19 protein-coding genes are annotated in these 23,340 nt (G+C 29.3%); 14 read left to right on the top strand and 5 right to left on the bottom strand.

Going from position 1 to position 23,340, the window contains the following annotated elements:
- The first annotated feature begins 1 nt into the window (after position 1).
- The 6 genes from psiE to T369_RS0101655 all read left to right on the top strand — a co-directional run bounded on the left by psiE (position 2) and on the right by T369_RS0101655 (position 7,936).
- Entirely contained in the window at positions 2-403 is a 402-nt protein-coding gene (gene psiE / locus T369_RS0101680; protein WP_031550902.1) for a phosphate-starvation-inducible protein PsiE, read from the top strand.
- A gap of 206 nt (positions 404-609) precedes the next feature.
- The gene (locus T369_RS0101675) at positions 610-1,776 is read left to right on the top strand and encodes a MalY/PatB family protein (RefSeq protein WP_031550899.1); all 1,167 of its coding nucleotides are present in this window, start codon (positions 610-612) and stop codon (positions 1,774-1,776) included.
- A gap of 224 nt (positions 1,777-2,000) precedes the next feature.
- Positions 2,001-4,544, top strand: coding sequence for a transglycosylase domain-containing protein (locus tag T369_RS0101670; protein ID WP_031550896.1), 2,544 nt, complete (start codon positions 2,001-2,003; stop codon positions 4,542-4,544).
- Between the two features lie 166 nt (positions 4,545-4,710).
- On the top strand, positions 4,711-5,571 hold the full coding sequence (rapZ, locus tag T369_RS0101665; RefSeq protein WP_031550893.1) for an RNase adapter RapZ: 861 nt from the start codon (positions 4,711-4,713) through the stop codon (positions 5,569-5,571).
- A gap of 6 nt (positions 5,572-5,577) precedes the next feature.
- Positions 5,578-6,561 (top strand): gluconeogenesis factor YvcK family protein, encoded by a 984-nt coding sequence (locus tag T369_RS0101660; protein WP_006363698.1) that lies wholly within the window; start codon positions 5,578-5,580, stop codon positions 6,559-6,561.
- 25 nt (positions 6,562-6,586) lie between these two features.
- Positions 6,587-7,936, top strand: coding sequence for a glucose-6-phosphate isomerase (locus tag T369_RS0101655; protein ID WP_006363697.1), 1,350 nt, complete (start codon positions 6,587-6,589; stop codon positions 7,934-7,936).
- A gap of 40 nt (positions 7,937-7,976) precedes the next feature.
- Here the strand turns inward: T369_RS0101655 and T369_RS0101650 are convergent, their stop codons facing one another.
- Positions 7,977-8,684 (bottom strand): UTRA domain-containing protein, encoded by a 708-nt coding sequence (locus tag T369_RS0101650; RefSeq protein ID WP_006363696.1) that lies wholly within the window; start codon positions 8,682-8,684, stop codon positions 7,977-7,979.
- A gap of 228 nt (positions 8,685-8,912) precedes the next feature.
- On the opposite strand from T369_RS0101650, the gene malQ reads away from it, so the two are divergent.
- The 4 genes from malQ to T369_RS0101630 are packed head-to-tail and all read left to right on the top strand — an operon-like array spanning position 8,913 to position 15,094.
- Entirely contained in the window at positions 8,913-10,418 is a 1,506-nt protein-coding gene (malQ, locus tag T369_RS0101645; protein ID WP_031550889.1) for a 4-alpha-glucanotransferase, read from the top strand.
- Entirely contained in the window at positions 10,408-12,663 is a 2,256-nt protein-coding gene (glgP, locus tag T369_RS0101640; RefSeq protein ID WP_031550885.1) for a glycogen/starch/alpha-glucan family phosphorylase, read from the top strand. Before malQ ends, glgP begins: the two co-directional genes overlap by 11 nt.
- 22 nt (positions 12,664-12,685) lie before the next feature.
- Positions 12,686-13,477 carry an endonuclease/exonuclease/phosphatase family protein gene (locus T369_RS0101635; protein ID WP_031550882.1) on the top strand — a complete coding sequence of 264 codons (792 nt, stop codon included), beginning with the start codon at positions 12,686-12,688 and terminating at the stop codon, positions 13,475-13,477.
- Between the two features lie 27 nt (positions 13,478-13,504).
- Complete coding sequence (locus tag T369_RS0101630) at positions 13,505-15,094, top strand: alpha-glucoside-specific PTS transporter subunit IIBC (protein ID WP_031550878.1); 1,590 nt, start codon at positions 13,505-13,507, stop codon at positions 15,092-15,094.
- A gap of 51 nt (positions 15,095-15,145) precedes the next feature.
- Here the strand turns inward: T369_RS0101630 and T369_RS0101625 are convergent, their stop codons facing one another.
- From T369_RS0101625 to T369_RS0101615, 3 genes are read right to left on the bottom strand one after another with little or no spacing between them, the layout of a single operon-like run.
- Entirely contained in the window at positions 15,146-15,967 is an 822-nt protein-coding gene (locus tag T369_RS0101625) for a MetQ/NlpA family ABC transporter substrate-binding protein (RefSeq protein WP_031550875.1), read from the bottom strand.
- 2 nt (positions 15,968-15,969) lie between these two features.
- On the bottom strand, positions 15,970-16,641 hold the full coding sequence (locus T369_RS0101620; protein ID WP_006363690.1) for a methionine ABC transporter permease: 672 nt from the start codon (positions 16,639-16,641) through the stop codon (positions 15,970-15,972).
- Complete coding sequence (locus T369_RS0101615) at positions 16,634-17,368, bottom strand: ATP-binding cassette domain-containing protein (RefSeq protein ID WP_031550873.1); 735 nt, start codon at positions 17,366-17,368, stop codon at positions 16,634-16,636. The genes T369_RS0101620 and T369_RS0101615 overlap by 8 nt, the downstream gene beginning before the upstream one ends.
- 298 nt (positions 17,369-17,666) lie before the next feature.
- Here T369_RS0101615 and T369_RS0101610 point away from each other — a divergent pair, with 298 nt between their 5' ends.
- Together T369_RS0101610 and T369_RS0101605 are read left to right on the top strand one after the other, a co-directional pair.
- Positions 17,667-18,674 carry a LacI family DNA-binding transcriptional regulator gene (locus tag T369_RS0101610; protein ID WP_031550871.1) on the top strand — a complete coding sequence of 336 codons (1,008 nt, stop codon included), beginning with the start codon at positions 17,667-17,669 and terminating at the stop codon, positions 18,672-18,674.
- Positions 18,675-18,681: 7 nt separating this feature from the next.
- Positions 18,682-19,479 (top strand): Cof-type HAD-IIB family hydrolase, encoded by a 798-nt coding sequence (locus tag T369_RS0101605; protein ID WP_031550868.1) that lies wholly within the window; start codon positions 18,682-18,684, stop codon positions 19,477-19,479.
- A 38-nt stretch (positions 19,480-19,517) separates the two neighbouring features.
- On the opposite strand, the gene T369_RS0101600 is transcribed toward T369_RS0101605, so the two are convergent.
- Positions 19,518-21,041, bottom strand: coding sequence for a ClC family H(+)/Cl(-) exchange transporter (locus T369_RS0101600; protein WP_031550866.1), 1,524 nt, complete (start codon positions 21,039-21,041; stop codon positions 19,518-19,520).
- 186 nt (positions 21,042-21,227) lie between these two features.
- Between T369_RS0101600 and T369_RS0101595 the strand changes: the two genes are divergently transcribed.
- Together T369_RS0101595 and T369_RS0101590 are read left to right on the top strand one after the other, a co-directional pair.
- Positions 21,228-21,953, top strand: a complete 726-nt coding sequence (locus T369_RS0101595; protein WP_031550863.1) for a rhodanese-like domain-containing protein — start codon at positions 21,228-21,230, stop codon at positions 21,951-21,953.
- Positions 21,954-22,077: 124 nt separating this feature from the next.
- A complete protein-coding gene (locus T369_RS0101590; RefSeq protein WP_031550860.1) occupies positions 22,078-23,280 on the top strand; it encodes a glycosyltransferase family 4 protein in 1,203 nt (400 codons plus the stop codon).
- Positions 23,281-23,340: the final 60 nt, after the last annotated feature.

Here is a 23,340-nt window from a genome sequence, read left to right as displayed (position 1 = left end):
AATGGAAAATTTTAGTAAAAAAATATCAAACTTATTTTTGTGGATAATGAATATTGGATTATTAACAGTAGGTATTTTATTATCATTTGGATTGTTAATTGAATTAAAAGAAATTGTTGTTGAAGGAATGAAATTTATAACAGATACTGGTAGTTACCAACATTTTATTGAAGAAATTTTAGTTTTCTTTTTATACTTTGAGTTTGTAGCGCTTATTGTAAAATATTTTAAAAATAATTATCACTTTCCTCTTAGATATTTTATATATATTGGTATAACAGCGATTGTAAGGTTAATAATAGTTGAGCACGATGATCCGAAAAGTGTCTTAATATGGTCAGGAGCTATTTTACTATTAGTAATTAGTTTAGCTATAGCAGAAAAATTTATTAAAAAAAATTAAAAAATAAATATAATTATCGCTATAGAGCTTCATTATGTAAATTAGTAAAAGGTTTTCAAAAATATGTATTTTTGAGCTGAAATGTCTAGGAAAATATTTGAGTTTATGTTAAAATATAGCTGTAAAACGCTTTTATAAATTATTAATTTTTTTCAAAATTAACTTTAATATAACACTAAATAATAAATGACAAGGAGATCATTAATATGAAATACAATTTTTCTGAAGTTATAGATAGAGTTGGAAAAAACTCAAAAAAATGGGATGTAGGAGAAGGGTTTATCTCTATGACAGTAGCAGATATGGACTTTCCTGTTGCCCCAGAAATAACTGAGGAGATTTTAAGGCGAGTCGCCCATGGGATATATGGCTATGATGTTTTAGATGATGCATACTATGATTCTGTGGTAAACTGGTATAAAAAAGTACATAAAGTTAATTTAGAGAAAGAATGGTTGTTGTATGCGACAGGGGTTCGACCAGCGATAAATGCTACTATAGAAGCTTTAACAGAAAAAGGGGATTCGATTTTACTTTTTACACCTGTGTACGCTTATTTCTTTACGAACATTAATGAATGTGAAAGAAACTTTGTCCAATGTGAACTAGATTATTCAGATGACTATTATATTAACTATGAAAGACTAGAAAACCAATTATCAAATAGTAATGTGAAAATGATGATATTATGTAGCCCTCATAATCCACTAGGAAGAGTTTGGAGTAAAGAAGAGATATTAAAAGTAACTAAATTATGTGAAAAATACAATGTAATTTTAATTTCTGATGAAATTCATTGTGATTTAACGTTTAAAGAAAAAACACATGTAATGTCACATTCTCTATCAGATTGGGCAATAAATAATACTATTACTTATATAGCACCTACAAAAACATTTAATATTGCTGGAGCAAGAACATCAAATATAATAGTTCCAAATGAACAATACCGTGAAAAAATTAGAAAAGTACTAATTAAGAATAAAACAAATACTAATAACTTTTTATCAGGGCCAGTAACAACTGCTGCATATAATAAAGGTGGAGAATGGTTTGATGAACTAATGGGAGTATTAGAAGAAAATAGAGAATATGTGAAAGAGTTCTTTGCTAGAGAGATACCAGAAATTAAATTAACACCAACATATGCAACTTATCTAGAATGGATAGACTTTTCTGCTATTTCAACAGATTCTGATGAATTTTGTAATTTTTTATATGATAATGTAAAATTAAAACTTAATCCAGGTAGTGAATTTGGAAAAGGTGGAGAAGGAAAAACAAGATTGAATTTTGCATGTACTAGAGAAGTTCTGGAAGATGCTCTATTAAGATTTAAAAAAGGTGTAGAGTTATATAAAAAAGAAAAATAATAATTTACAGTTATAGATATATAATGGGGATAACTTATAAAAAAAAAGTTATCCCATTTTTATTTGAAATTAGTAATTTATATTACAAAAATATTAAAAAATAAAGATAAGTTGAAATATTATACTAATAAAATTGATTTTTTTTTTAATTTAAATTAAAATTAATATAGTAAACTTATATTTTGCGAAGGAAAGTAAATAATTCGATAAAGAGAGGATATACAATGGCGGAAAATAATAATAATCGTCTTTCAAGGAGGAATAGAATTTCCCAAGGTAAGAAAAGTGTTATGCCAGGTGGATATATATCTAGAGGAAATAATTCTCAGTCAAGCGGTCAACAAAGAAGACCTTTAAATGGCGAAGAAATGAGAAGAAGTGGAACTAGGTCTAGTGGGAATAATCAAAGACCAATTGGAGCTAATCAAAGATCAAGTTCTCAACAAAGATCAAATTCCCAACAAAGACAAAATCCTTTAAGACAGCAACAAATGGGAAGACCAGGTGGTGGTGGGAAAGGGCCTAATCCAAATAATAAGAAACCAAATAGAATAAGCAATCCAAATACTAAAAAAATTAAAAATAGTAAATGGATGAAAGCTTTAAAATATGGTTTATATGCAGCAAGTGCAGCGATAATAGCTATATTTTTCCAATGCGTATTTTGGATATACCAAGCACCTGCATTTGATTCAAAAATATTAGATAATAATTCTAGAACAATAGTTTATGATGTTAATAATAACGAAATTGCTAAACTAGGAAATCAAGTGGGAGAAAACTTAGAGACGGCTGATATACCGCAACAAATGCAAGATGCAATACTTGCTACAGAGGATAATAGATTCTTTGAACACGGTGCAGTAGACTATAGACGTTTAGTAGGGGCGGTAGTATCTAACCTTACAAGTGGATTTGGTTCACAAGGTGGATCAACTATTTCTCAACAGCTTATTAAAAGAACATTTTTAGATGATAATAAGAGTGTTAAACGTAAAGTTCAAGAAGCATATTTAGCTTATAAACTTGAGCAAAATTATGATAAAGAAAGTATTTTTACTATGTACGTTAATAGAATTTATTATTCTGATGGTGTATATGGTTTAAAAACGGCTGCGAAATATTATTATAATAAAGATTTAGATCAATTATCTTTACCACAAAAAGCATTGCTTGCTGGTATTCCACAGCATCCAAATACTTATAATCCATATGACAATCCTGAAGCTGCAAAAGCACGACGTGATACAGTTCTTTACTTAATGCAATACCATGGTAAAATAACAGAAGCAGAGGCAGAAGCAGCTAAGAAAACTAATATTATGGATGGTATAGTATCTAGAAGCTCAGATGAACGAGTAATTATGTCAAGTGAATTTGATAGTAGATACACTGGTTATATGAACCAAATTGTTAATGAATTGAAAAATAGTAAAGAGTATAAAGATTATGAAGGTGACGTATTAAACCTAGGTCTAAAAATTTATACAAATCTAGATCCTGATATTCAAAAATCAGTAACTGATAGTGTAACAAATAATTCTGCTGGCATTAAGCAAGCAAGTGATGTTGCTATGGTTGTACTGAAAAATGACAATAGTGGAATAGCAGCTATATATGGTGGTAAAAATCAAAAATTCAATGGATATAATATTGCTACTCAGTCAAAATTACAACCAGGATCAGCTATTAAACCAATACTGGCTTATGGACCAGCTATTGAGTATCTAAATTGGGGTTCTGATCACACTATTAATGATAGTAAAATTCAAGGGACACAAATTCAAAACTGGGATAGACAGTTCCATGGAAATATTACTATTAATAATGCTTTGATGATGTCGTATAATATACCTGCTATAAAAGCTTATCAAGAAGTTGGGTTTAATAGAGTTAAAGAATACGCAAGTAAAGTAGGTATGAGTGTAACAGATGACTCTCTAACTACACCTATTGGAGGAAGTAGCGATGGATATTCTCCACTTCAAATGGCGGCAGCCTATGTACCATTTAGTAATAATGGATATTACGCTACTCCAAAAGCAATTAAAAAAGTATATGATAATGAAGGAAAAGAAGTTAAAAGCTTTAGTACTGATGATAGAAAACAAGTCATAAAAGACTCTACTGCTTATATAATGACTTCTATGTTAAGAAATGTTGTAAATGGAATTGCAAAAAATGCTAGAATTAGTGGTGCTGATATGGCGGTTAAAACAGGGACAACAACATTTGGTCAAGCAGAAATAGATAAATATAAATTTGATGCTGACAACTACTCTAAGGACTCTTGGGTAGTAGGTTATACGAGTAACTATACACTAGCAGTATGGCAAGGATTTGATTCTATAGATGGTCCTACTAAGTATATGACAGAGTCGGATACACAAAAGACACAAATTCTATATAGAATAAACATGCAAAATATTGTTAGTATACATAGACCGGGTGGATTCTCTGTTCCTAAGAATGTGGGATCTATAAATGGTGGAGTTAAAATTATTACTGAAAGTGAAAGACGTCAAATAGAAGAACAACAAAAACGTCAACAAGAAGAAAATTCTAAGAAAAATCAGAATAATGATAACAATAATGACAATAATGACAACGACAATAATGATAATAATAGTAATAGTAGCAATAATAACAATAATAATAGCAACAATACTAACTCAAATAATAGTCGAAGTAACAATAACGCCAATAGTTCTCGAAATCAGAATAGTAGGAATAACCAGCCAAGCACACGGAGCGGCAATAATAACTAATAATTAATTAAACTACAAAGAAGAGGATATAGAAAAATATTCTCTTCTTTGTAGTTTTTTATTCTTTAATATTTCACAAAATTAAGTATTTAGTGTAAAATAAGAAATAGAATTTTGCATTTTATTTTGCAAAATAACTAATTATTAATCAAATGGATGTGTAGTTATGAAAAAGAAATTAGTAATAATCACAGGAATGAGTGGGGCAGGTAAAAATACAGCATTGAATATTTTTGAAAATCAAGGATATTTTTGTACTGATAATTTACCTGGACTTGTAGTTGAAGATTTTTTAAGAATTATTGAGGAAAAAGAATTAGATAAAACAGCTATAAGTATTGATATAAGAAGTAAACATCTTTTTGTAGATTTAAAAGATGTACTTAAGAAGATTCAGCAAAATGAGTACTTTGATACAAAAATTATCTTTTTAGATTGTGATGATCAAGTAATTGTAAATAGATATAAAGAAACAAGAAAAAATCATCCACTTTCATCAGAGTTTGGGTTACTTGAAGGTATAAAACAAGAAAGAAAGGATATGGAAGATATAAAAGGTTTAGCAAATTATATCTACAACACAACTGCATTAAGTGTCAAGGATCTTCAAAGTAAAATTTTAGGTGATTTTGGTATTGAGAAAAAAGACAGTTATCATATTACGGTTTCAAGTTTCGGATATAAATATGGAGTACCGATAGATGCTGATAATATTGTTGACGTTCGCTTTTTAAAAAATCCATTTTATATAAATGAACTTAGAGAAAAAACAGGACAAGATGCGGATGTGTTTAACTATGTTTTTGATGATGAAGTAACAAAAGAATTTTATGAGAAATATAAAGAATTAATATTCTTTATGATAGATAAATACCAATATGAAGGACGAGATAAAGTGGCTATAGCAGTAGGTTGTACTGGTGGGAAACACCGCTCTGTAAGTGTAGCAAGAAAACTACATGAAGATATAGCGAAATTAGGCTATAGAGTTTATCTTGAACATAGAGATATAGATAAGGGTAGGTAGTAAGTAATGAGAGCAAAAGTAAAAGTAGTAACTATAGGAGGGGGAACAGGATTATCTGTTCTTCTTAGAGGATTAAAAAAGTATCCCCTTGATTTAACAGCGATAGTTACTGTAGCAGATGATGGAGGAAGTTCTGGTAAAATCAGAAGTGACATGAACATTCCATCTCCAGGAGATATAAGAAATGTAATAGCTGCATTATCAGATGTGGAACCATATTTGGAAAAAATGTTCCAGTATAGATTTGACAGTGGTGAAGTAAAAGGGCATCCAGTAGGAAATCTTATGCTAGCAGCCATGACAGATATACATGGTGATTTTTCAACTGCGGTCAAGGTTATGAGTAAGATATTAAATGTAAGAGGTACTGTATTACCTACAACTAATGATATAGCAACTTTAAATGCGGTTCTATCAACTGGAGAGATAATAAGGGGGGAGTCATCTATAACTAAAGCTGGAGGGGTTATTGATCATGTATATATAACACCATCTAGAGTTAAAGCGAATGAAGACGTACTAAAAGCTATAGAAAATGCTGATTATATAGTTATGGGACCAGGTAGCTTATATACCTCGATAATACCAAACTTAGTTATTTCGCAAGTTTCTGAAAAAATAAGAGAAAGTGCTGCAAAAAAAATATATATTAGTAATGTAATGACTCAACATGGTGAAACTGATAATTTTAAAGTCTCAGACCACATTGAAGCAATCAATAAACATGTAGGAGAGAATATTTTTGATATAGTTATAGCTAATTCAAGAGTATTTGATGAAGATGTTTTAGCAAGATATCGCAAAGAAAAACAAGAAGCGGTTGAAATAGATTATGAAAAAATAGCTGAATTAGGAATTAAATTAATAGAAAATTATGATGTTGGAATCGTTGAGAATAATACGATTAGACATAATGCAGAAAAAGTTTCTGAATTAATTTATAATTATATTATAGACGACAAGCCAACAATGATTTATAATAAAAAGTAAAAGTTATAAAAAAAGGAGAAGGAACATGCATTTAAATTTTGATTATTCAAAAGCATTAAATTTCTTTAATGAACAAGAAGTTAAAAATATGGAAGGTTATGTAAAAGTAGCTCATGAGCAATTACATAACAAAACTGGTGTAGGTAACGATTTTTTAGGATGGTTAGAATTACCAACTAATTATGATAAAGAAGAATTTGCTAGAATCAAAGAAGCAAGTAAAAAAATTCAAAACAATTCTGATGTACTTGTAGTTATCGGAATTGGAGGTTCTTATCTAGGGGCTCGTGCAGCTATTGAAATGTTAAATGATAATTTCTATAATTTCTATGAAAAAGATAGAAAAGCACCACAAGTATTCTTTGTAGGACATACTATTTCTTCAACATATACAGCGGAATTAGTGAATTACTTAAAAACTACTGGTAAAGATTTCTCAGTAAATGTAATTTCTAAATCAGGAACTACTACTGAACCTGCAATTGCATTCCGTATTTTTAAAGAATTACTAGAAGAAAAATATGGAAAAGAAGGTGCAAAAGAAAGAATCTTTGCTACAACAGATAGAGCTAAAGGAGCTCTAAAATCTCTTGCGGATGATGAAGGATATGAAACATTTGTAGTTCCTGATGATGTAGGTGGACGTTTTACAGTTCTTACAGCGGTAGGATTATTACCTATAGCAGTTAGTGGAGTTGATATTGATAAAATGATGGCTGGAGCTAAATTGGCTCAAGATCAACTTTCTACACCAGATTTAAGTACAAATATTGCTTACCAATATGCAGTAATGCGAAATATTCTTCAACAAAAAGGGAAATTAATAGAAATATTAGTTTCATATGAACCTTCAATGGTTTACTTTAATGAATGGTGGAAACAACTTTATGGTGAATCTGAAGGTAAAGATGGAAAAGCATTATATCCATCAAGTGTATGCTTCTCAACAGACTTACACTCAATGGGGCAATATGTTCAAGAAGGACGTCGTATCTTATTAGAAACTATTCTTAAGGTTAAAACTCCAAATAAAGATATCGAGTTAAAAGAAGCAGATAATAATTTAGATGGTCTAAACTACTTAGCTGGTAAAACTATGGACTTTGTTAATACTAAAGCATTCGAAGGAACATTACTTGCTCACACAGATGGTGGAGTACCTAACTTTGTAGTAGAACTTCCAGATATGAGTGAATTTACATTTGGATACTTAGTATACTTCTTTGAAAAAGCAGTAGCTATTTCTGGATATATGCAAGGATTAAATCCATTTGACCAACCAGGAGTAGAAGCATATAAGAAAAATATGTTTGCTTTACTAGGTAAACCTGGATTTGAAGATTTAAAAGCAGAATTAGAAGATAGATTAAAATAAAACTATAAAAAAAGATGCTAATTTAAAATTAGCATCTTTTTTATCTTTTAGCCATAGTAACAAAGGTGAATTTATCTGGTCGATAACTTAGTATTCCGTATTGTAGTATATTTCCATTTGATAAATATGTAGTACTTTCAACAACAGCAACCATATCATATTCTCCTAGGTCCATATGTGTTCTTTCTTCTTCATTAGCGTATCGGAAAGAAATCGCTCGTCTTGAATGAGTAATTTTTAGACCTAGTTCATCTTCTAAATATTTATAAATTGATGATTCGGCTATTTCTTTATTTAAGAAAGGTACCAATTTGCGATTAAAATATGAAACTTCATATTCTAGACGTTCACCATTAATAGTTCTACTTCGACTAACTCGGTAAAAATCTTCGTTCTCTTTAGCCCCAAAAATTTTCATTATTTTTTCTTCACCTTGAATTATATAAAGAGATTCAAGGTTTGTTGTTATTTCATATTTTCCATCAATATTTAATTCCGAAGAAGTTTTTATGTTTCCAAGATAATTATTTTTTATACGTCCATGTCCAAGAATTAAAGAGTTTTTTCCTTTTATTTTTTGGATATAGCCATTAATTTCAAGTAAAGATAAAGCTTTTCTTATAGTATCCTTAGAGTATCCATATTCTTTAACTAATTCATTTTCACTTGGTAATTCTGTATTACGTTTATAATAACGTGTATCTATTTTGTTTTTTATATCATTGTATACTATTTTATATTTACTCATTTTTATATTTATCCTTTTATATTTATCAATTAAATATTATAAATGTCTTTAATAAAAAAAGCAACTATTAATAAAAAGTTAATATAAAATTCTAACATATACGTAAATGTATAAAAAATATAATAAAAGAATTACATAAATGTATTGACAAATTAAACCGTTTTAATTATAATAATTAGTGTTGAGATATAAGATTATGTTAATAGCAAACTTATGGAGGATTTATAGATGAAAAAACGCTCAAGTGGTATTTTAATGCATATTACATCATTACCAGGTGAATTTGGTATCGGTACTTTTGGTAAAAGTGCTTATGAATTTGTTGACTTTTTAGAAGAAACAGATCAAACATATTGGCAAATATTACCATTAACAACTACAAGTTATGGAGATTCGCCATACCAAAGTTTTTCTGCAGTAGCTGGGAATTTAAATTTAATAGATTTTGAATTACTTAGTGAATCTGGATTATTAGAAAAAGGTGATTACGAAGGAGTAAACTTTGGTGATAATAAAGAAAAAGTAGATTATGAATTATTATTCAATGCAAGAAGACCTATACTAGAAAAAGCGGTAGAAAATACAAAACAAAATAGCAGCATTTTAGAAGAAATAGAAAAATTCGAACAAGAAAATACAAGTTGGTTACCTGATTATGCAGAATATATGGCTATAAAAGAAAGTTTTGGATATCAAAGCCTTAATCACTGGGACGAAGATATAAAACGTGGTGAACAACAATCTAGAGAAAGATATAGAGCAGAATTAAAAGATAGTATTAGATACTATACTGTAACTCAATACTTCTTCTTTAAACAATGGCTAGAGCTTAAAAAATATGCAAATGAAAAAGGTATAAAAATAATAGGGGACATGCCAATTTATGTTAGTGGTGACAGTGTTGAAATGTGGACAATGCCAGAGCTATTTAAAATTGATGAGAACAATGAACCTCTATATGTAGCAGGATGTCCAGCTGATGACTTTAGTCCAACTGGTCAACTTTGGGGGAACCCAATATATGATTGGAAAAAGCACAAAGAACAAAATTATTCTTGGTGGGTTTATAGAGTACAAGAGAGTTTTAAAATTTATGATGTACTAAGAATAGATCACTTTAAAGGTTTTTCAGATTTTTGGCAAATCGATAGAGATGCAGAAGATGCTGTAAATGGTACATGGGAAGAAGGTCCTGGTATTGAATTGTTTGAAAAAATAAAAGAACAATTAGGTAACTTACCAATTATTGCAGAGAATCTTGGATTCATTGATGCAAAAGCAGAAAAATTATTAGATGATTCAGGATACCCAGGTATGAAAATACTTCAATTTGCGTTCCCTGATCACGATAGTTTAGATTTACCACATAATTATACAGCTAATAGTGTGGCTTACACTGGTACACATGATAATGATGTTGTGAATGGTTGGTATGAAAAACTAAATGAAGATGAACAAAAATTAGTAGCTGAATATTTAAATCAACGTGATGATGAAACTATTACACAAGCAATGATACGTGGTATTCATTCATCAGTTAGTGATTATTCAATTGTAACAATGCAAGATTTATTAGATAAAGATGCAAGTAGTAGAATGAATGTTCCTTCAACAGTAGGTGGAAACTGGGAATGGAGAATGCTTGCGGAAGATCTTACAGAAGAGAAAAAAGAATTTTTAAAAGATCTAACAAATAGATATGCGAGAGAAAGAGAGGAAAACGATGAAATTTAGTAACTATGTATTAGATAAAACAGGAAAAGAATTAAGTTCTTTAAATAATAAAGAAATCTATATACAATTATTAAACTATGTTAAAGAAGAAGCTGATAAGAAGGCGTTAAATACTGATAAGAAAAAAGTTTATTATATTTCTGCTGAGTTTTTAATTGGTAAATTATTATCAAATAACTTAATAAACTTAGGGATTTATGAGGAAGTTGAAAAAGAATTATCAGCAGCTAATAAGCGTCTTAGTGAGGTAGAAGAAGAGGAGTTAGAACCATCATTAGGTAATGGAGGTCTAGGTCGACTAGCTTCATGCTTTATCGATTCTATTTCATCACTAGGGATTAATGGTGACGGAGTTGGATTAAATTATCACTGTGGATTATTTAGACAGGTATTTGTGAAAAATGAACAACATGCTGAACCAAACTTCTGGATTGAAGATTCTTCATGGTTAAGAGATACTGATATTAAATATACAGTTCCATTCAAAAACTTCAACCTAACATCTACACTGAAAAGAATAGATGTTCTAGGATATAAAAAAGATACAAAAAATTATTTAAACTTATTCGATATTGATTCAGTAGATACTAATATTATTGAAAATGGAATTAGCTTTGATAAAACAGAAATAGAGAAAAACTTAACACTATTCTTATACCCAGATGATAGTGATAAAAATGGTGAATTACTACGTATTTACCAACAATACTTTATGGTATCTAATGCAGCACAATTAATTTTAGATGAAGCTATCGCAAAAGGAAGTAACGTTCATGATTTATATGAATATGCTTATGTTCAAATAAACGATACTCATCCAAGTATGGTAATCCCTGAATTAATTCGATTATTAACTGAAAAACACGGAATTGGATTTGAAGAAGCATACACTATTGTGCAAAAAATGACTGGTTATACAAACCACACAATTTTAGCAGAAGCATTAGAAAAATGGCCGCTAGAGTATTTAGAAGAAGTAGTTCCTCATCTTGTTAAAATTATTAAAAAACTTGATGCAGTTATTCGTGAGAAATACGAAGGTGAAGATATCCAAATTATCGATAAAGATGATAAAGTACATATGGCTAATATGGATATTCACTTCTCAAATAGTGTAAATGGAGTAGCATACTTACATACAGAAATACTTAAAAATTCTGAATTAAAACACTTCTACGAGTTATATCCAGAAAAATTCAATAACAAAACAAATGGTATTACTTTCAGACGTTGGTTAGAGTTCTCTAATAGACCATTGGCAGCTTATTTAAAAGAACTAATTGGTGATGAGTACCTAACAGACGCAACAAAATTAGAAAAACTATTAGAATTTGTTGATAGTAAAGAAGTAGCAGCTAAACTAGAAGAAATAAAACATGAAAATAAACTTGTTCTTAAAGAATATCTAAAAGAAACTCAAGGAATTGAATTAGATGAAAATAGTATTATCGATACACAAATCAAGAGATTCCATGAGTATAAACGTCAACAAATGAATGCTTTATATGTAATTAAAAAATACTTAGATATTAAAAATGGTAAATTACCAGAAAGAAAAATTACTGTATTCTTTGGTGGTAAAGCAGCACCAGCTTATATAATAGCTCAAGACATTATTCACTTAATTCTTTGCTTATCAGAATTAATTAATAATGATCCAGAAGTAAACAAATACTTAAATGTATTCCTAGTTGAAAACTATAATGTAAGTGTTGCGGAAAAATTAATTCCAGCAACTGATATTAGTGAACAAATCTCATTAGCATCTAAAGAAGCTAGTGGAACTGGTAATATGAAATTTATGTTAAATGGAGCATTAACATTAGGAACTCTAGATGGAGCAAATGTTGAAATCGATGAGTTAGTAGGACGTGAAAACATCTATATCTTTGGTAAAGAAAGTGATGAAATTATTAAACTTTATGAAACTAGCGGATATGTATCTAAAGATTATTACAAAAAAGCTGGTGTAAAAGAAGTAGTTGATTTTATCGTTTCTGATGACTTAGTAAAACTAGGAAACAAAGAAAGATTAGAAAGACTATACAATGAGTTATTAAATAAAGATTGGTTTATGACACTAATTGATTTTGAAGAATATTACGCTAAAAAAGAAGAAATGTTAGCAGACTATGAAAATCGTGAATTATGGCTTAAAAAAGTAATTGTTAATATTGCTAAAGCCGGATTCTTCTCATCTGACCGTACAATAGATCAATATAACAAAGAAATTTGGAATAAATAACTATATGAAAGAGGGAAAGAATATGAAACTATTAACGATTAACGTTCATAGTTGGTTAGAAAATAATCAGCTTGAAAAACTTGATACCTTAGCAAAAACTATCGTAGAAAAACAATATGATGTTATCGCAATGCAAGAAGTTAATCAGCTGATTAATAGTGAAAATGTTTATTCGAACATAAAAAAAGATAACTTTGGAAAGATGTTATTGGATAAAATAAATAGTTATGGGGAAAGTGGCTATAATTATTACTGGACTTATTCTCATATTGGTTTTGACAAATATGAGGAGGGTCTAGCAATACTAGCTAAGGGTAAAGTGTGTGATGTAGAGGATTTTTACTGTACATCACACAAAGATATCCACTCTATATCTTCTAGAAAAATATTAAAGGTAACGTTACAAATAAATAATCAGACAATAGAATTTTATAGTTGCCATATGAATCTACCTACTTGTGAAGATGAAAACATTAGAGAAAATCTTTATAATTTAGTTAATCACACAGATAACTCTAATTTGAAAATCTTTATGGGTGACTTTAACACAGATTATTTTAATCAAAAAGAAGATTACAACATGATTATAGAAATGGGACTTTTTGACACTTACGAAATGGCTCAGAAAAAAGATGATGGTGTAACAGTATATAAAAACATTAGTGGTTGGGAAGATTCAATGAACAAGAAAAAACTAGATTATATATTTAGTAATCGTGAACTTAATGTTACGGAAAGTAGTGTTATTTTTAATAATACTAATTATCCAATAATATCAGATCACAATGGTTTAGAAGTAACAATAGCAGAATAAAAAAAAGAAAAAAAGGAGGATAATGTTATGTTACAAAAGATTCAGCGTTTTGGAGGCGCTATGCTAATGCCATCGATAATCTTCGCATTCTTTGGGTTAGTAGTAGGTTTAACTTCAATATTTAAAAACCCTAACTTAGTAGGGAGCATCGCGACAGAAGGTACTTTATGGTATAACTTCTGGTTCGTAGTAGAGCAAGGGGGATGGACAATCTTCAATCAAATGCCAGTAGTATTCGCACTTGGTATTCCGATTGGTCTTGCAAAAAAAGCAAATGGTCGTGCAGCACTTGAAGCATTCTTAATTTATATGGCTTTTAACTACTTTATCAATGGATTTTTAACAGTATTCCCATCATTTGGAGTAGATGTAACACCAGCTTTAAAATTACCAACAGGTTTAACTAGAATCGCAGGAGTTATCACATTAGATACTTCAATTATCGGTTCTATCCTTATTGCATCAATTGCCGTTTGGATTCATAATAAATACTTTGATAAAAAACTTCCTGAATTATTAGGAATTTTCCAAGGTACTACATTTGTTATTATTATTGGTTTCTTATTAATGATTCCTATGGCATACTTAACAGCATTATTATGGCCTAAAGTTCAATTAGGAATTGCTGCTTTACAAGGATTCTTAAAAGCATCAGGAGTAATTGGAGTATTTTCATATACATTCTTAGAAAGAATACTTATTCCTACTGGATTACACCACTTTATCTATGGACCATTTATGTTTGGACCAGCAGTAGTAGAAAATGGAATTACAGCTTTCTGGGTACAACATATTCAAGAGTTCTCTCAAAGCACAACTCCATTAAAAGAATTATTCCCTCAAGGTGGATTCTCATTACACGGTAACTCTAAAGTATTCGGTTTACCAGCAGCAGCTTTAGCTATGTATGTAACAGCTAAAGATAAAAAGAAAAAAGTTGTAGCAGGTCTATTACTTCCAGCTGCATTAACAGGTTTCTTAACTGGTATTACTGAACCAATCGAGTTCACATTCTTATTTGCAGCACCAGCATTATTCGTTGCACACGCAGTATTAGGTGCAGCAATGTCAGCAACTATGTATGGATTTGGAGTAGTAGGTAACTTTGGAAGTGGATTAATCGACTTCTTAGCACTTAACTGGATTCCAATGTTTAAAAACCATTCATCACAAATGTTTGTTCAAATAGCAGTAGGTTTAACATTCTCAGTAATTTACTTCTTCGTATTTAGATTTATGATTCTGAAATTCAATTTAAATACACCAGGTCGTGAAGATGACGATGCTGAAACAAAACTATATTCTAAACAAGAATATCGTGAAAAAGGTAAAGGAAATGCTGAAGCTAAACCAGAAGTTAGAGATGATTCTGCAACACACGATGACCAAGCAGTAATTATTCTTGAAGGTTTAGGTGGAAAAGACAATATTGTTGATGTTACCAACTGTGTAACAAGATTACGTGTTAACGTTAAAGATGAAAGTCTAGTTAAAGATGATAACTTCTTGAAAAAATCAGGGGCTCTTGGTGTAGCTCGTAATGGTAAAGCTATCCAAGTTATTATCGGATTCTCTGTAGGTCAAGTAAGAGAATCATTTGAAAAATTATTAAAATAATATAAAAAGAGCGAGTTGATATTTTCAACTCGCTTTTTTGTGATTAGTGTATTAGAATGCTGGAGTAGCATGTCCTTTTAGTTTTTCGTTGATGAAGTTTTTAACTTTTTCGCTAGCTAAAGCTTTTTTAACAGCTTTTACAGCATCGCTATCTTTATTATCTTCTCTTGCAACTAAACTTACTGCAAATGTAGAATCATTTTGATCTTCAACTATGATACCATCTTTTAATGGTGTAAGACCTAGTTTAGCAATGTAAGTAGGGTAGTTGAATACTAAGTCTTTTTCGTTATATGCTTCATTAAGGTTTAATAATGCAACTTCAGTAAATTTAAGATTTTTAGGGTTTTCTTTAATATCTGCTGTTGTTACAGTATAACTGTTAGGATCTTTAAGAGTGATTACTTTATTTTTGTCTAATAAACGTAAAGCACGAGCTAGGTTAGTTGGGTCAGATGGAATAGCTACATCTGCACCATCTTTAAGCTCTTTAATATCTTTAATGTTTTTAGAATAAAAAGCTACTGTTGCGTTATATATAGGTTGAACTGCTACTAAATGAGCACCATTTTTTTGGTTAAATTGTTCCATAAATGGTTTGTGTTGGAAGAAGTTAGCATCAACTTCTTTATTATTTAATGCGACGTTAGCTTGAACGTTGTCAGAAACTTTTACGATTTCAAGATTATATCCTTCTTTTTGAAGGTCATCTTTAATCATTTCTAACATATCTGTCATTGGGGCAGTATGTGAAGCTACTTTAACAGTAACATTTTCTTTTTTCTCACTTTTTGAATCTGATTTGCTAGAACAAGCAGTAAGAACAAGTGCAAGTGCTAATAAGCTTGTAAAAATTGAAATTAGTTTTTTCATTATTATTTCTCCTTTTTATTTATATAATTTTTTGCTAATCCATAACCTATGGATTGAATAATGAAAACATAGATAACAAATATGATAACTACAAGATACATAAGATTGTAGTCATATTCTTGGTAACCGTATCTATAGGCAAATTCACCTAGTCCTCCTGCACCAATAACACCCATTACAGTTGAATATGATAGTAAACTTATTGTTACAGATGTGAATGACAAGATTAAATCGCTTTTTATAGATGGTAATAGGAAGTAACGAATTATTTGTAATTTAGTTGCCCCCATACTTATAGCTCTATCAATAATTTTTTTAGGAACATTAAGTAGAGCCTGTTCAACAAAACGTGAATATATACTTATGGATACTAATGCTAGTGGTAAAGTTGCAGCTAAGTTACCGAATGCAGTTTTAAATAAAAATCTATTTACTGGTATTAAAATAAATATAAATATTAAAAATGGTACACTGCGTAAAGCATTAAGTAATATACTAAGTATTTGATAAATAAACTTATTTTTTAATAAATAATCTTTTTCTAATGAAAATAAAAGTATTCCCAATGGTAGAGAGAAAATAAGACATACTAACATTGAGACTGCCATCATAAAGTTAGTTTCCCAAAATGCTTTTATAATCCCATCAGAGTTTTTAATTAATAAATCAATCATTTAGCAAAAACTCCTTTACATAATTATAGTAGTTTTCATCATAATCTTTTTCATTATCTCTTTTTGGCACGATAACATCTTTTATAGTAGAGTCATCTATTATAATAACTTTATCGCAAAAGTTTTTTAATAATGATAAGCTATGTGAAATCATCAATATAGAAATATTTGTAGTCTCTCGAAGTTTATTCAATAGAGCAAAAATCTCTTTTTCACTATTAGTATCAAGAGCAGAACTTATTTCATCACATAATAAAATCTCGGGTTCCTGAAGTAGAGCCATCGCTATAGCAACTTTTTGTTGTTCACCACCACTAAGACTTCCGCAAAGACTATTTTTAAGTCTAGTAATATTCATAAACTCCAGTATTTCATCTATTTTTTTATTATTAACACTTACATTGTTTAATTTATAAACAAGACTAAGGTGATAATAGACGCTCTTATTATCTAAAAGATTAGAGTTTTGAAATATGTATGCTAAATTTTTTCTTGTACTTCTAAGTTCTTTATTTGTCATTGATTTTAAAGATTTTTCTTTATAGAGAATATCTCCACTATCAAAACTAACAATTCCATTAATCATTTTTAAAATTGTACTTTTTCCAGTACCATTTCTTCCGATTATACCAATAACTTCTTGCTTGTTTATATCAAAAGAAATATTATTTAGTTTAAAATTAGCATTTTTATATTGTTTAGATACGTTTTTTAATTGAACTAGCATAATTACCTCCAAAAAAAAATATATCACTTTTAGTAAATGATTTCAAGATAAATGCTTATGCTGTCTTAGTGTTTTTAAAAAATACACTTCATTCAAATAAAGTTGTTAAATCAATATTTTTAAAACTGTATTATATTCTGAAAAGATTCGAGATAGTACAGGTAACATATAATGTAAAATTTATTTAATTTTAGTAAAATTAAACCTGTTTCGACTTTATTTATTTTAAAGGATAGTTTATAATTAGATATGGTTGTAAATATAATTACAGAAGTGAAAAAGGGGGCTATAAATTTTTATGAAAAAATTGACTATAGTGGATATAGCCAGAATGGCAGGGGTAGGAACTACTACTGTTTCAAGGTATTTTAATGGTGGTAATTTAAAAAAAGATACAAAAGAGAAAATTAAAGAAGTTGTAGACAAATATAACTATACACCAAATACTTTTGCTAAAGCATTAAAAAGTACAGATAGTAAAATAATAGGTGTAATTGTTCCATGTTTACATTCATATGTTAGTTCTAATACGTTAAAATATATTGATGAATATTTGAAGAAAAGTAATTATGAAACATTAATTATGAATGCAAATTTTGATGAAGAAAAACAGCTTGAATACATTAGAAAGCTAGCGCGAATGAATGTTGATGGGATAATTCTATTACCGACAACTATGAGTAAAAGCTATGAAGATACTATAAAATCTATAGATGTACCTGTAGTGCTTTTAGGGCAAGAAGGAGAATATACCTATAGTGTAGAATACAATGACTTTAACGCAGCAAGAGACTTAACAAATTTTGTTTTAGCTAGTGGTCATAGAAAAATAGCGTATATAGGTGTAGGGGAAGAAGATATAGCAGTAGGGTACTACAGAAAATTAGGAGTAATGCGTACTCTGGAAAGATATAATTTAGAACCTAAAGATGTATTTATAACAAACTTTGGTTTAGAAAATAGTTATAAACTTGTCGATGAGAATATAGATAGAATTAGAGAGAATACATGTTTAATATGTGCTACAGATAATCTAGCATATGGTGCTATAAAAGCACTTGAAGAACATGGTTTAAGTGTGGGAGATGATTTCTCTGTTGCAGCGTTTGGTGATTATGCCTCTTCATCACTTTTAAAATCTCCATTAACAACTATCAAATTTGATTTAAAAGAAGCTGCAAAAAAAACAGTTGAAATGTTATTAAAGGTTATTAAAGAAGAAGAAACTGAAATGAAAATATTAATAGGTTATGATCTAAAAACTAGAAAGAGTGTAGTAGATCTTAATAATTATAATAGAAAGTAGAGAAATAATGACAAAAATTAAAGCAATATTTTTTGATATTGATGGAACTATTAGAAGTTTTAAAACTAAAACAATTCCGGAAAATACTAAGGAAACTTTGAAAAAATTAAGAGAAAAAGGAATAAAAATCTTTGTTGCAACAGGGCGTGCGCCGTTTCATACAAAATTTTTAGATGATTTACTTGATTTCAAATTTGATGGATATGTCACAATAAATGGACAGTACTGTTATTTAAATACAGGAGAGGTCTTAAACGATAAAGTTTTATCAAAAGAAGACATAAAGCAAACTTTACCATATTTTCAAGAACATAATATAGCGTGTGATTTTGCATTATTAGATGGTGCATTTTTAAATTTAAAAAATGAAAGAGTGCAATGGCTAGAAGATGAATTAGGAGATCCTACTAGATTTGTTGTTGTAGAAGATGCATATGAAAGAGCATTAAAAGAGAAAGTGTATCAACTTAATGTTTTTGTATCTGAAGAGGAAGAAGGGGACTTTATGCATCTTATGCCTAATTCAAAAACTGCACGTTGGACAAGCCATTTTACGGATATAATACCAAAGAATGGTGGGAAAAATAAAGGAATTGATGCAATTATTAATCATTTTGGAATTAAACTAGAAGAAACTATGGCTTTTGGTGATGGTGGTAATGACATAGACATGTTAAAACATGCTGGAATAGGTATTGCTATGGAGAATGCCAGAGATGATGTAAAAGAAATTGCAGATTTTATTACAACTAGTGTAGATGATGATGGAATTACTAATGCTTTAAAACATTATAATGTATTATAAAAACACATAAGGAACAGATTCGTTCCTTATGTGTTTTTTTACTCTCCAAATTTCTTTATAAATTCCTCGACACTTTCTTTATACATAATTACAGTGAGTCTGTCATTGGCTTCTAATTTAGTTGATCCTTTTGGTACAATTTCTCGTCCTGAACGCTCAATATTAGAAATTAATATTCCTTTAGTCCACGGTACCTCACTAATAGTTTTTCCTATTAGATTGCTGTCGTTAGAAATATTTGTAATTATTTCGACTTCCATTTCTAATTCATTATCATTAAGTTTATTACTTGTAAGTATGCGATCTAATAAATACTCATATACAGGTTTTGTTCCTAATATATTTGCTGTAAAATAAGCTAATAAACAACATAATGCAATGGGAAGGAAGTAATTTAGTTTTTGAGTCATTTCAAATAATAAAATAATAGAAGTAATAGGGCTTCGCACAATGGCAGTTAAGTATCCTGACATTGATAAGATAATAAATAGTGCAGCATATTTAGCATCAAAAAAATTACTAAACAAAGCACCTAATACCGCACCTTGTATAAGTATAGGAAGGAAAATACCTCCTGCAACTCCTGAAGTAAATGATATTAGTGAGAATAATGTCTTAATAAAGTATAGGATTAATAAAAATGCTATACTAAATTTATTTTTGATAAGAACCTCCACTAAACTATGCCCACTACCTAGGACTATTGGATAAACTATAAATAAAATAAATGAAATTATAAATGCAACTTGAGGTCTAAATACTATATTTAAGTTTAATTTTTCATAAATTTTAAATAAAACTTTAATAGTAGTATTATAAAATGTCCCAAAAATTCCAAGAAGAATTCCTAATATAACAACAGCAGGATATATTTCTGGTCCTACATAATCTATACTAGGGAAATTAAATATTGGCTTCAAACTAAAAATGTATTGTCCTATTATGTTTGCTACAACTGCTGCACTAAAGCAACAAATAACAATCTTCTTAGTAATGTTTTTATGAACTTCTTCAATTGAAAATAAAACCCCAGCAAGTGGTGCTCCAAATGCTATAGAAAGACCAGCACTAGCTCCACATGTTATTAAATATTTTTCTTCGACTGGGTTTCTTTTTAAAACTCTTGAAACGAGTTTACCACTCATGGCTCCTAGCTGAATAGATGGTCCTTCACGTCCTAATGATAAACCACCAAGACTAGCAACTAAACCACCAGTGATTTTATATACAAGAACCCTGAGTGGGTTAGAGTCTAATCTACCTGTAATCTCTGCAGAAACTTGAGGAATACCACTTCCACTAGCCATTGGTTCTCTTTTTAGTAAAAATCCAGAAATCAGTCCAAGTAAAATAAGGACAATTAATAAAATAACTTTCCAAATAAAGCCGGTTTTTATAAAATCTGCAGTAAAATGAACTAACTTTTCACTAAAACCAATAAGTAACCTATAGCTTGCTCCAACAATACCAGCAAAAATTCCAACTAAAATACCATTAAGAAGTAGAGTAGCCTCTGTTTTAAGATTTTTATTATCAATATTGTTAATTTTACTTATTTTCATGAAATACCTCCTTTCTAGAAAATTAAACATCTAATTATTACTATTTTATTAAATTAATGATAATAAAATAAATACTAATATCATTTTACTCCTAATTATATAAAAAATCAAAGATATTTTGTTTCTTTTAGTACAAATATATAATAAAATATGTTAAAATTAAAAGTAACAGAAAGGGGTATAGCGATGAATGTATTATTAATTATTTGTATAATTCTATTAATAATTGTAATCGGACTATACGCATTTTGGCAAAAACTACTAAAAGGAAAACCAGGTCGAGTACCGGGTGCTGAAGTAGAGAAAAAAACTTATGAAGAAGCACTAGTAGTGGATACTCGTTGGAAAAAAGAGTATGACAGGGTGCATGCCATTAATGCAGTAAGTTTACCGATTAAATTATTTAAAGATGGTAGCGATATTCTAGATGATTATAAAGATAAGGATATTATTCTATATTGTGTAGTAGATGTTACTTCACGAAACACAGAGAAATTATTACGTGAAAGAGGATTTACGAAATTACATATAGGTGATGGGGTAAAACAGTATGATTATGGAAAAGCTATATATACAAATGTTTTACTATCTGAGTTTAAATATAGAATCACAAAAACTTCTAAAAAACAATTATTAAATTTAGGGGAAGAAGTATTGTCAGATGACGAAATAAAAGTTTCACCTAAAGAAATCGATTCGGTTTTAGAAAAATTAGATAAAGATACTACAATTTTTGTCTATAATAATAATCCGGAAGAAAGTAAAGAAGTTTGTAAAAAACTAGGGGAAAATGGCTATACTATTATTAATTTAATAGAACCATTTTATACTAAAAAATATCGTGATGCATTTTATAATCCAAAAGATTATGATGCGAATCCGGCAGAACAAGCTTCTGAATGTAGCGCTTGAGGTTAGAGATTATTAAAACGATAGGTTATCGTTAATAAAACAAAAAGGGGTTCTTGATTAAGAATTCCTTTTTTCTGTGGTATAATAGTATGATAGAATAATTAAAAAGTTGAGGATGAAATTTATGCGAGTGTTACACGTTTTAGCACAATTACCTGCAAAAACAGGAAGTGGAGTTTATTTTACAAATGTAATAGAGGGATTAGAAAGCTTTAATCATGAACAAGCGGCTGTCTATGGTACTACTCCTGAATATAATTTTAATATATTAGATACTGTGTATGAAGTAGAATTTGAAGGAGAAGACCTAGACTTTCCTATAGTGGGAATGAGTGATATTATGCCTTACAATAATACTCTTTACAAAGATATGACAGAAGATATGGTAAATTCTTGGCAAAACGCATTTAAAGAAAAATTAATAAAAGCAAAAGAAGAATTTAATCCTGATGTAGTTATCACTCACCATCTTTGGATTTTAAGTTCAATAGTTTGTGAAATTTTTGATGATAGAAAAATTATAGGGGTGTGTCACAATACAGACATAAGACAAGCTGAAAAAAATCCTATAATGAAAGAAAAATATGTATTGAATCTAGGTAAACTTGACAAAGTATTAGCCTTAAGTAGTGGGCAAATTGATGAAATTGCAAAAGAATTTGATTATCCAAAGGAAAATATAATAAATCTTGGAGCAGGATATAATGAAAAAGTCTTTTTCCCTTTAAAAGAATATCCTAAAAAAGATAAAGTAGAGATAGTATATGCAGGGAAATTTGATGAATCTAAAGGATTTTTTGAATTAATTAAAGCTTTTAGAATATTAGAAACAAAAGTTGATAATATTGAAATAGAATTAATAGGAAACCTTAAAGAGCAAGATAGAGATAGAATTGAACGTCTTGTTGGAGATTCAAAAAATATAAATATTTATAATGCCATGGATCAAGTTCATCTTGGAGAAATAATGCGTGAGAAAGATATCTTTATCTTACCATCATACTTTGAAGGTTTAGGGCTAATTGCAGTAGAAGCATTAGGTAGTGGATTAAGAGTAGTTGCTACTGAAATAGAAGGACTTATTGAGTTTTTAGGTGATAAAATTAATAACTCAGATATAATAGAGTATATAGCTATGCCAACTATTTATGATACGGATAAAGCGGTAGAAGAGGAAAAACCTGCTTTTATTGAGAGAATAGTGGCTGCTCTAGAATTAATGATAGAAAGAACAAGAAAACAGCGTGAGATTCCAAAAGAGTTAATGGAAGAAATAAAACGTCATTCTTGGAAGAGTAAAATAGAACTAATTCATAATTTATTATAAGAAGTAATATTGTTATAAATGTGAGTGACTTAATAACGATGATTATTTTGAAATCATTGT

Origin of the sequence: Gemella sanguinis ATCC 700632 (assembly GCF_000701685.1) — a bacterium.
GTDB classification, from domain to species: domain Bacteria; phylum Bacillota; class Bacilli; order Staphylococcales; family Gemellaceae; genus Gemella; species Gemella sanguinis.
The sequence above is the reverse complement of the archived record's forward strand: the minus strand, read 5'-3'. Positions and strand labels throughout refer to the sequence as shown.

Excerpts from the sequence above, each read along its gene's own strand:
- T369_RS0101625 (WP_031550875.1), bottom strand. The coding sequence starts at position 15,967 with ATGAAAAAACTAATTTCAATTTTTACAAGCTTATTAGCACTTGCACTT.
- psiE (WP_031550902.1), top strand. The coding sequence starts at position 2 with ATGGAAAATTTTAGTAAAAAAATATCAAACTTATTTTTGTGGATAATG.
- T369_RS0101590 (WP_031550860.1), top strand. The coding sequence starts at position 22,078 with ATGCGAGTGTTACACGTTTTAGCACAATTACCTGCAAAAACAGGAAGT.
- T369_RS0101650 (WP_006363696.1), bottom strand. The coding sequence starts at position 8,684 with ATGAGTAAATATAAAATAGTATACAATGATATAAAAAACAAAATAGAT.
- T369_RS0101635 (WP_031550882.1), top strand. The coding sequence starts at position 12,686 with ATGAAACTATTAACGATTAACGTTCATAGTTGGTTAGAAAATAATCAG.
- T369_RS0101630 (WP_031550878.1), top strand. The coding sequence starts at position 13,505 with ATGTTACAAAAGATTCAGCGTTTTGGAGGCGCTATGCTAATGCCATCG.
- glgP (WP_031550885.1), top strand. The coding sequence starts at position 10,408 with ATGAAATTTAGTAACTATGTATTAGATAAAACAGGAAAAGAATTAAGT.
- T369_RS0101595 (WP_031550863.1), top strand. The coding sequence starts at position 21,228 with ATGAATGTATTATTAATTATTTGTATAATTCTATTAATAATTGTAATC.
- T369_RS0101620 (WP_006363690.1), bottom strand. The coding sequence starts at position 16,641 with ATGATTGATTTATTAATTAAAAACTCTGATGGGATTATAAAAGCATTT.
- T369_RS0101610 (WP_031550871.1), top strand. The coding sequence starts at position 17,667 with ATGAAAAAATTGACTATAGTGGATATAGCCAGAATGGCAGGGGTAGGA.
- malQ (WP_031550889.1), top strand. The coding sequence starts at position 8,913 with ATGAAAAAACGCTCAAGTGGTATTTTAATGCATATTACATCATTACCA.
- T369_RS0101605 (WP_031550868.1), top strand. The coding sequence starts at position 18,682 with ATGACAAAAATTAAAGCAATATTTTTTGATATTGATGGAACTATTAGA.
- T369_RS0101675 (WP_031550899.1), top strand. The coding sequence starts at position 610 with ATGAAATACAATTTTTCTGAAGTTATAGATAGAGTTGGAAAAAACTCA.
- T369_RS0101600 (WP_031550866.1), bottom strand. The coding sequence starts at position 21,041 with ATGAAAATAAGTAAAATTAACAATATTGATAATAAAAATCTTAAAACA.
- T369_RS0101655 (WP_006363697.1), top strand. The coding sequence starts at position 6,587 with ATGCATTTAAATTTTGATTATTCAAAAGCATTAAATTTCTTTAATGAA.
- T369_RS0101670 (WP_031550896.1), top strand. The coding sequence starts at position 2,001 with ATGGCGGAAAATAATAATAATCGTCTTTCAAGGAGGAATAGAATTTCC.
- T369_RS0101615 (WP_031550873.1), bottom strand. The coding sequence starts at position 17,368 with ATGCTAGTTCAATTAAAAAACGTATCTAAACAATATAAAAATGCTAAT.
- T369_RS0101660 (WP_006363698.1), top strand. The coding sequence starts at position 5,578 with ATGAGAGCAAAAGTAAAAGTAGTAACTATAGGAGGGGGAACAGGATTA.
- rapZ (WP_031550893.1), top strand. The coding sequence starts at position 4,711 with ATGAAAAAGAAATTAGTAATAATCACAGGAATGAGTGGGGCAGGTAAA.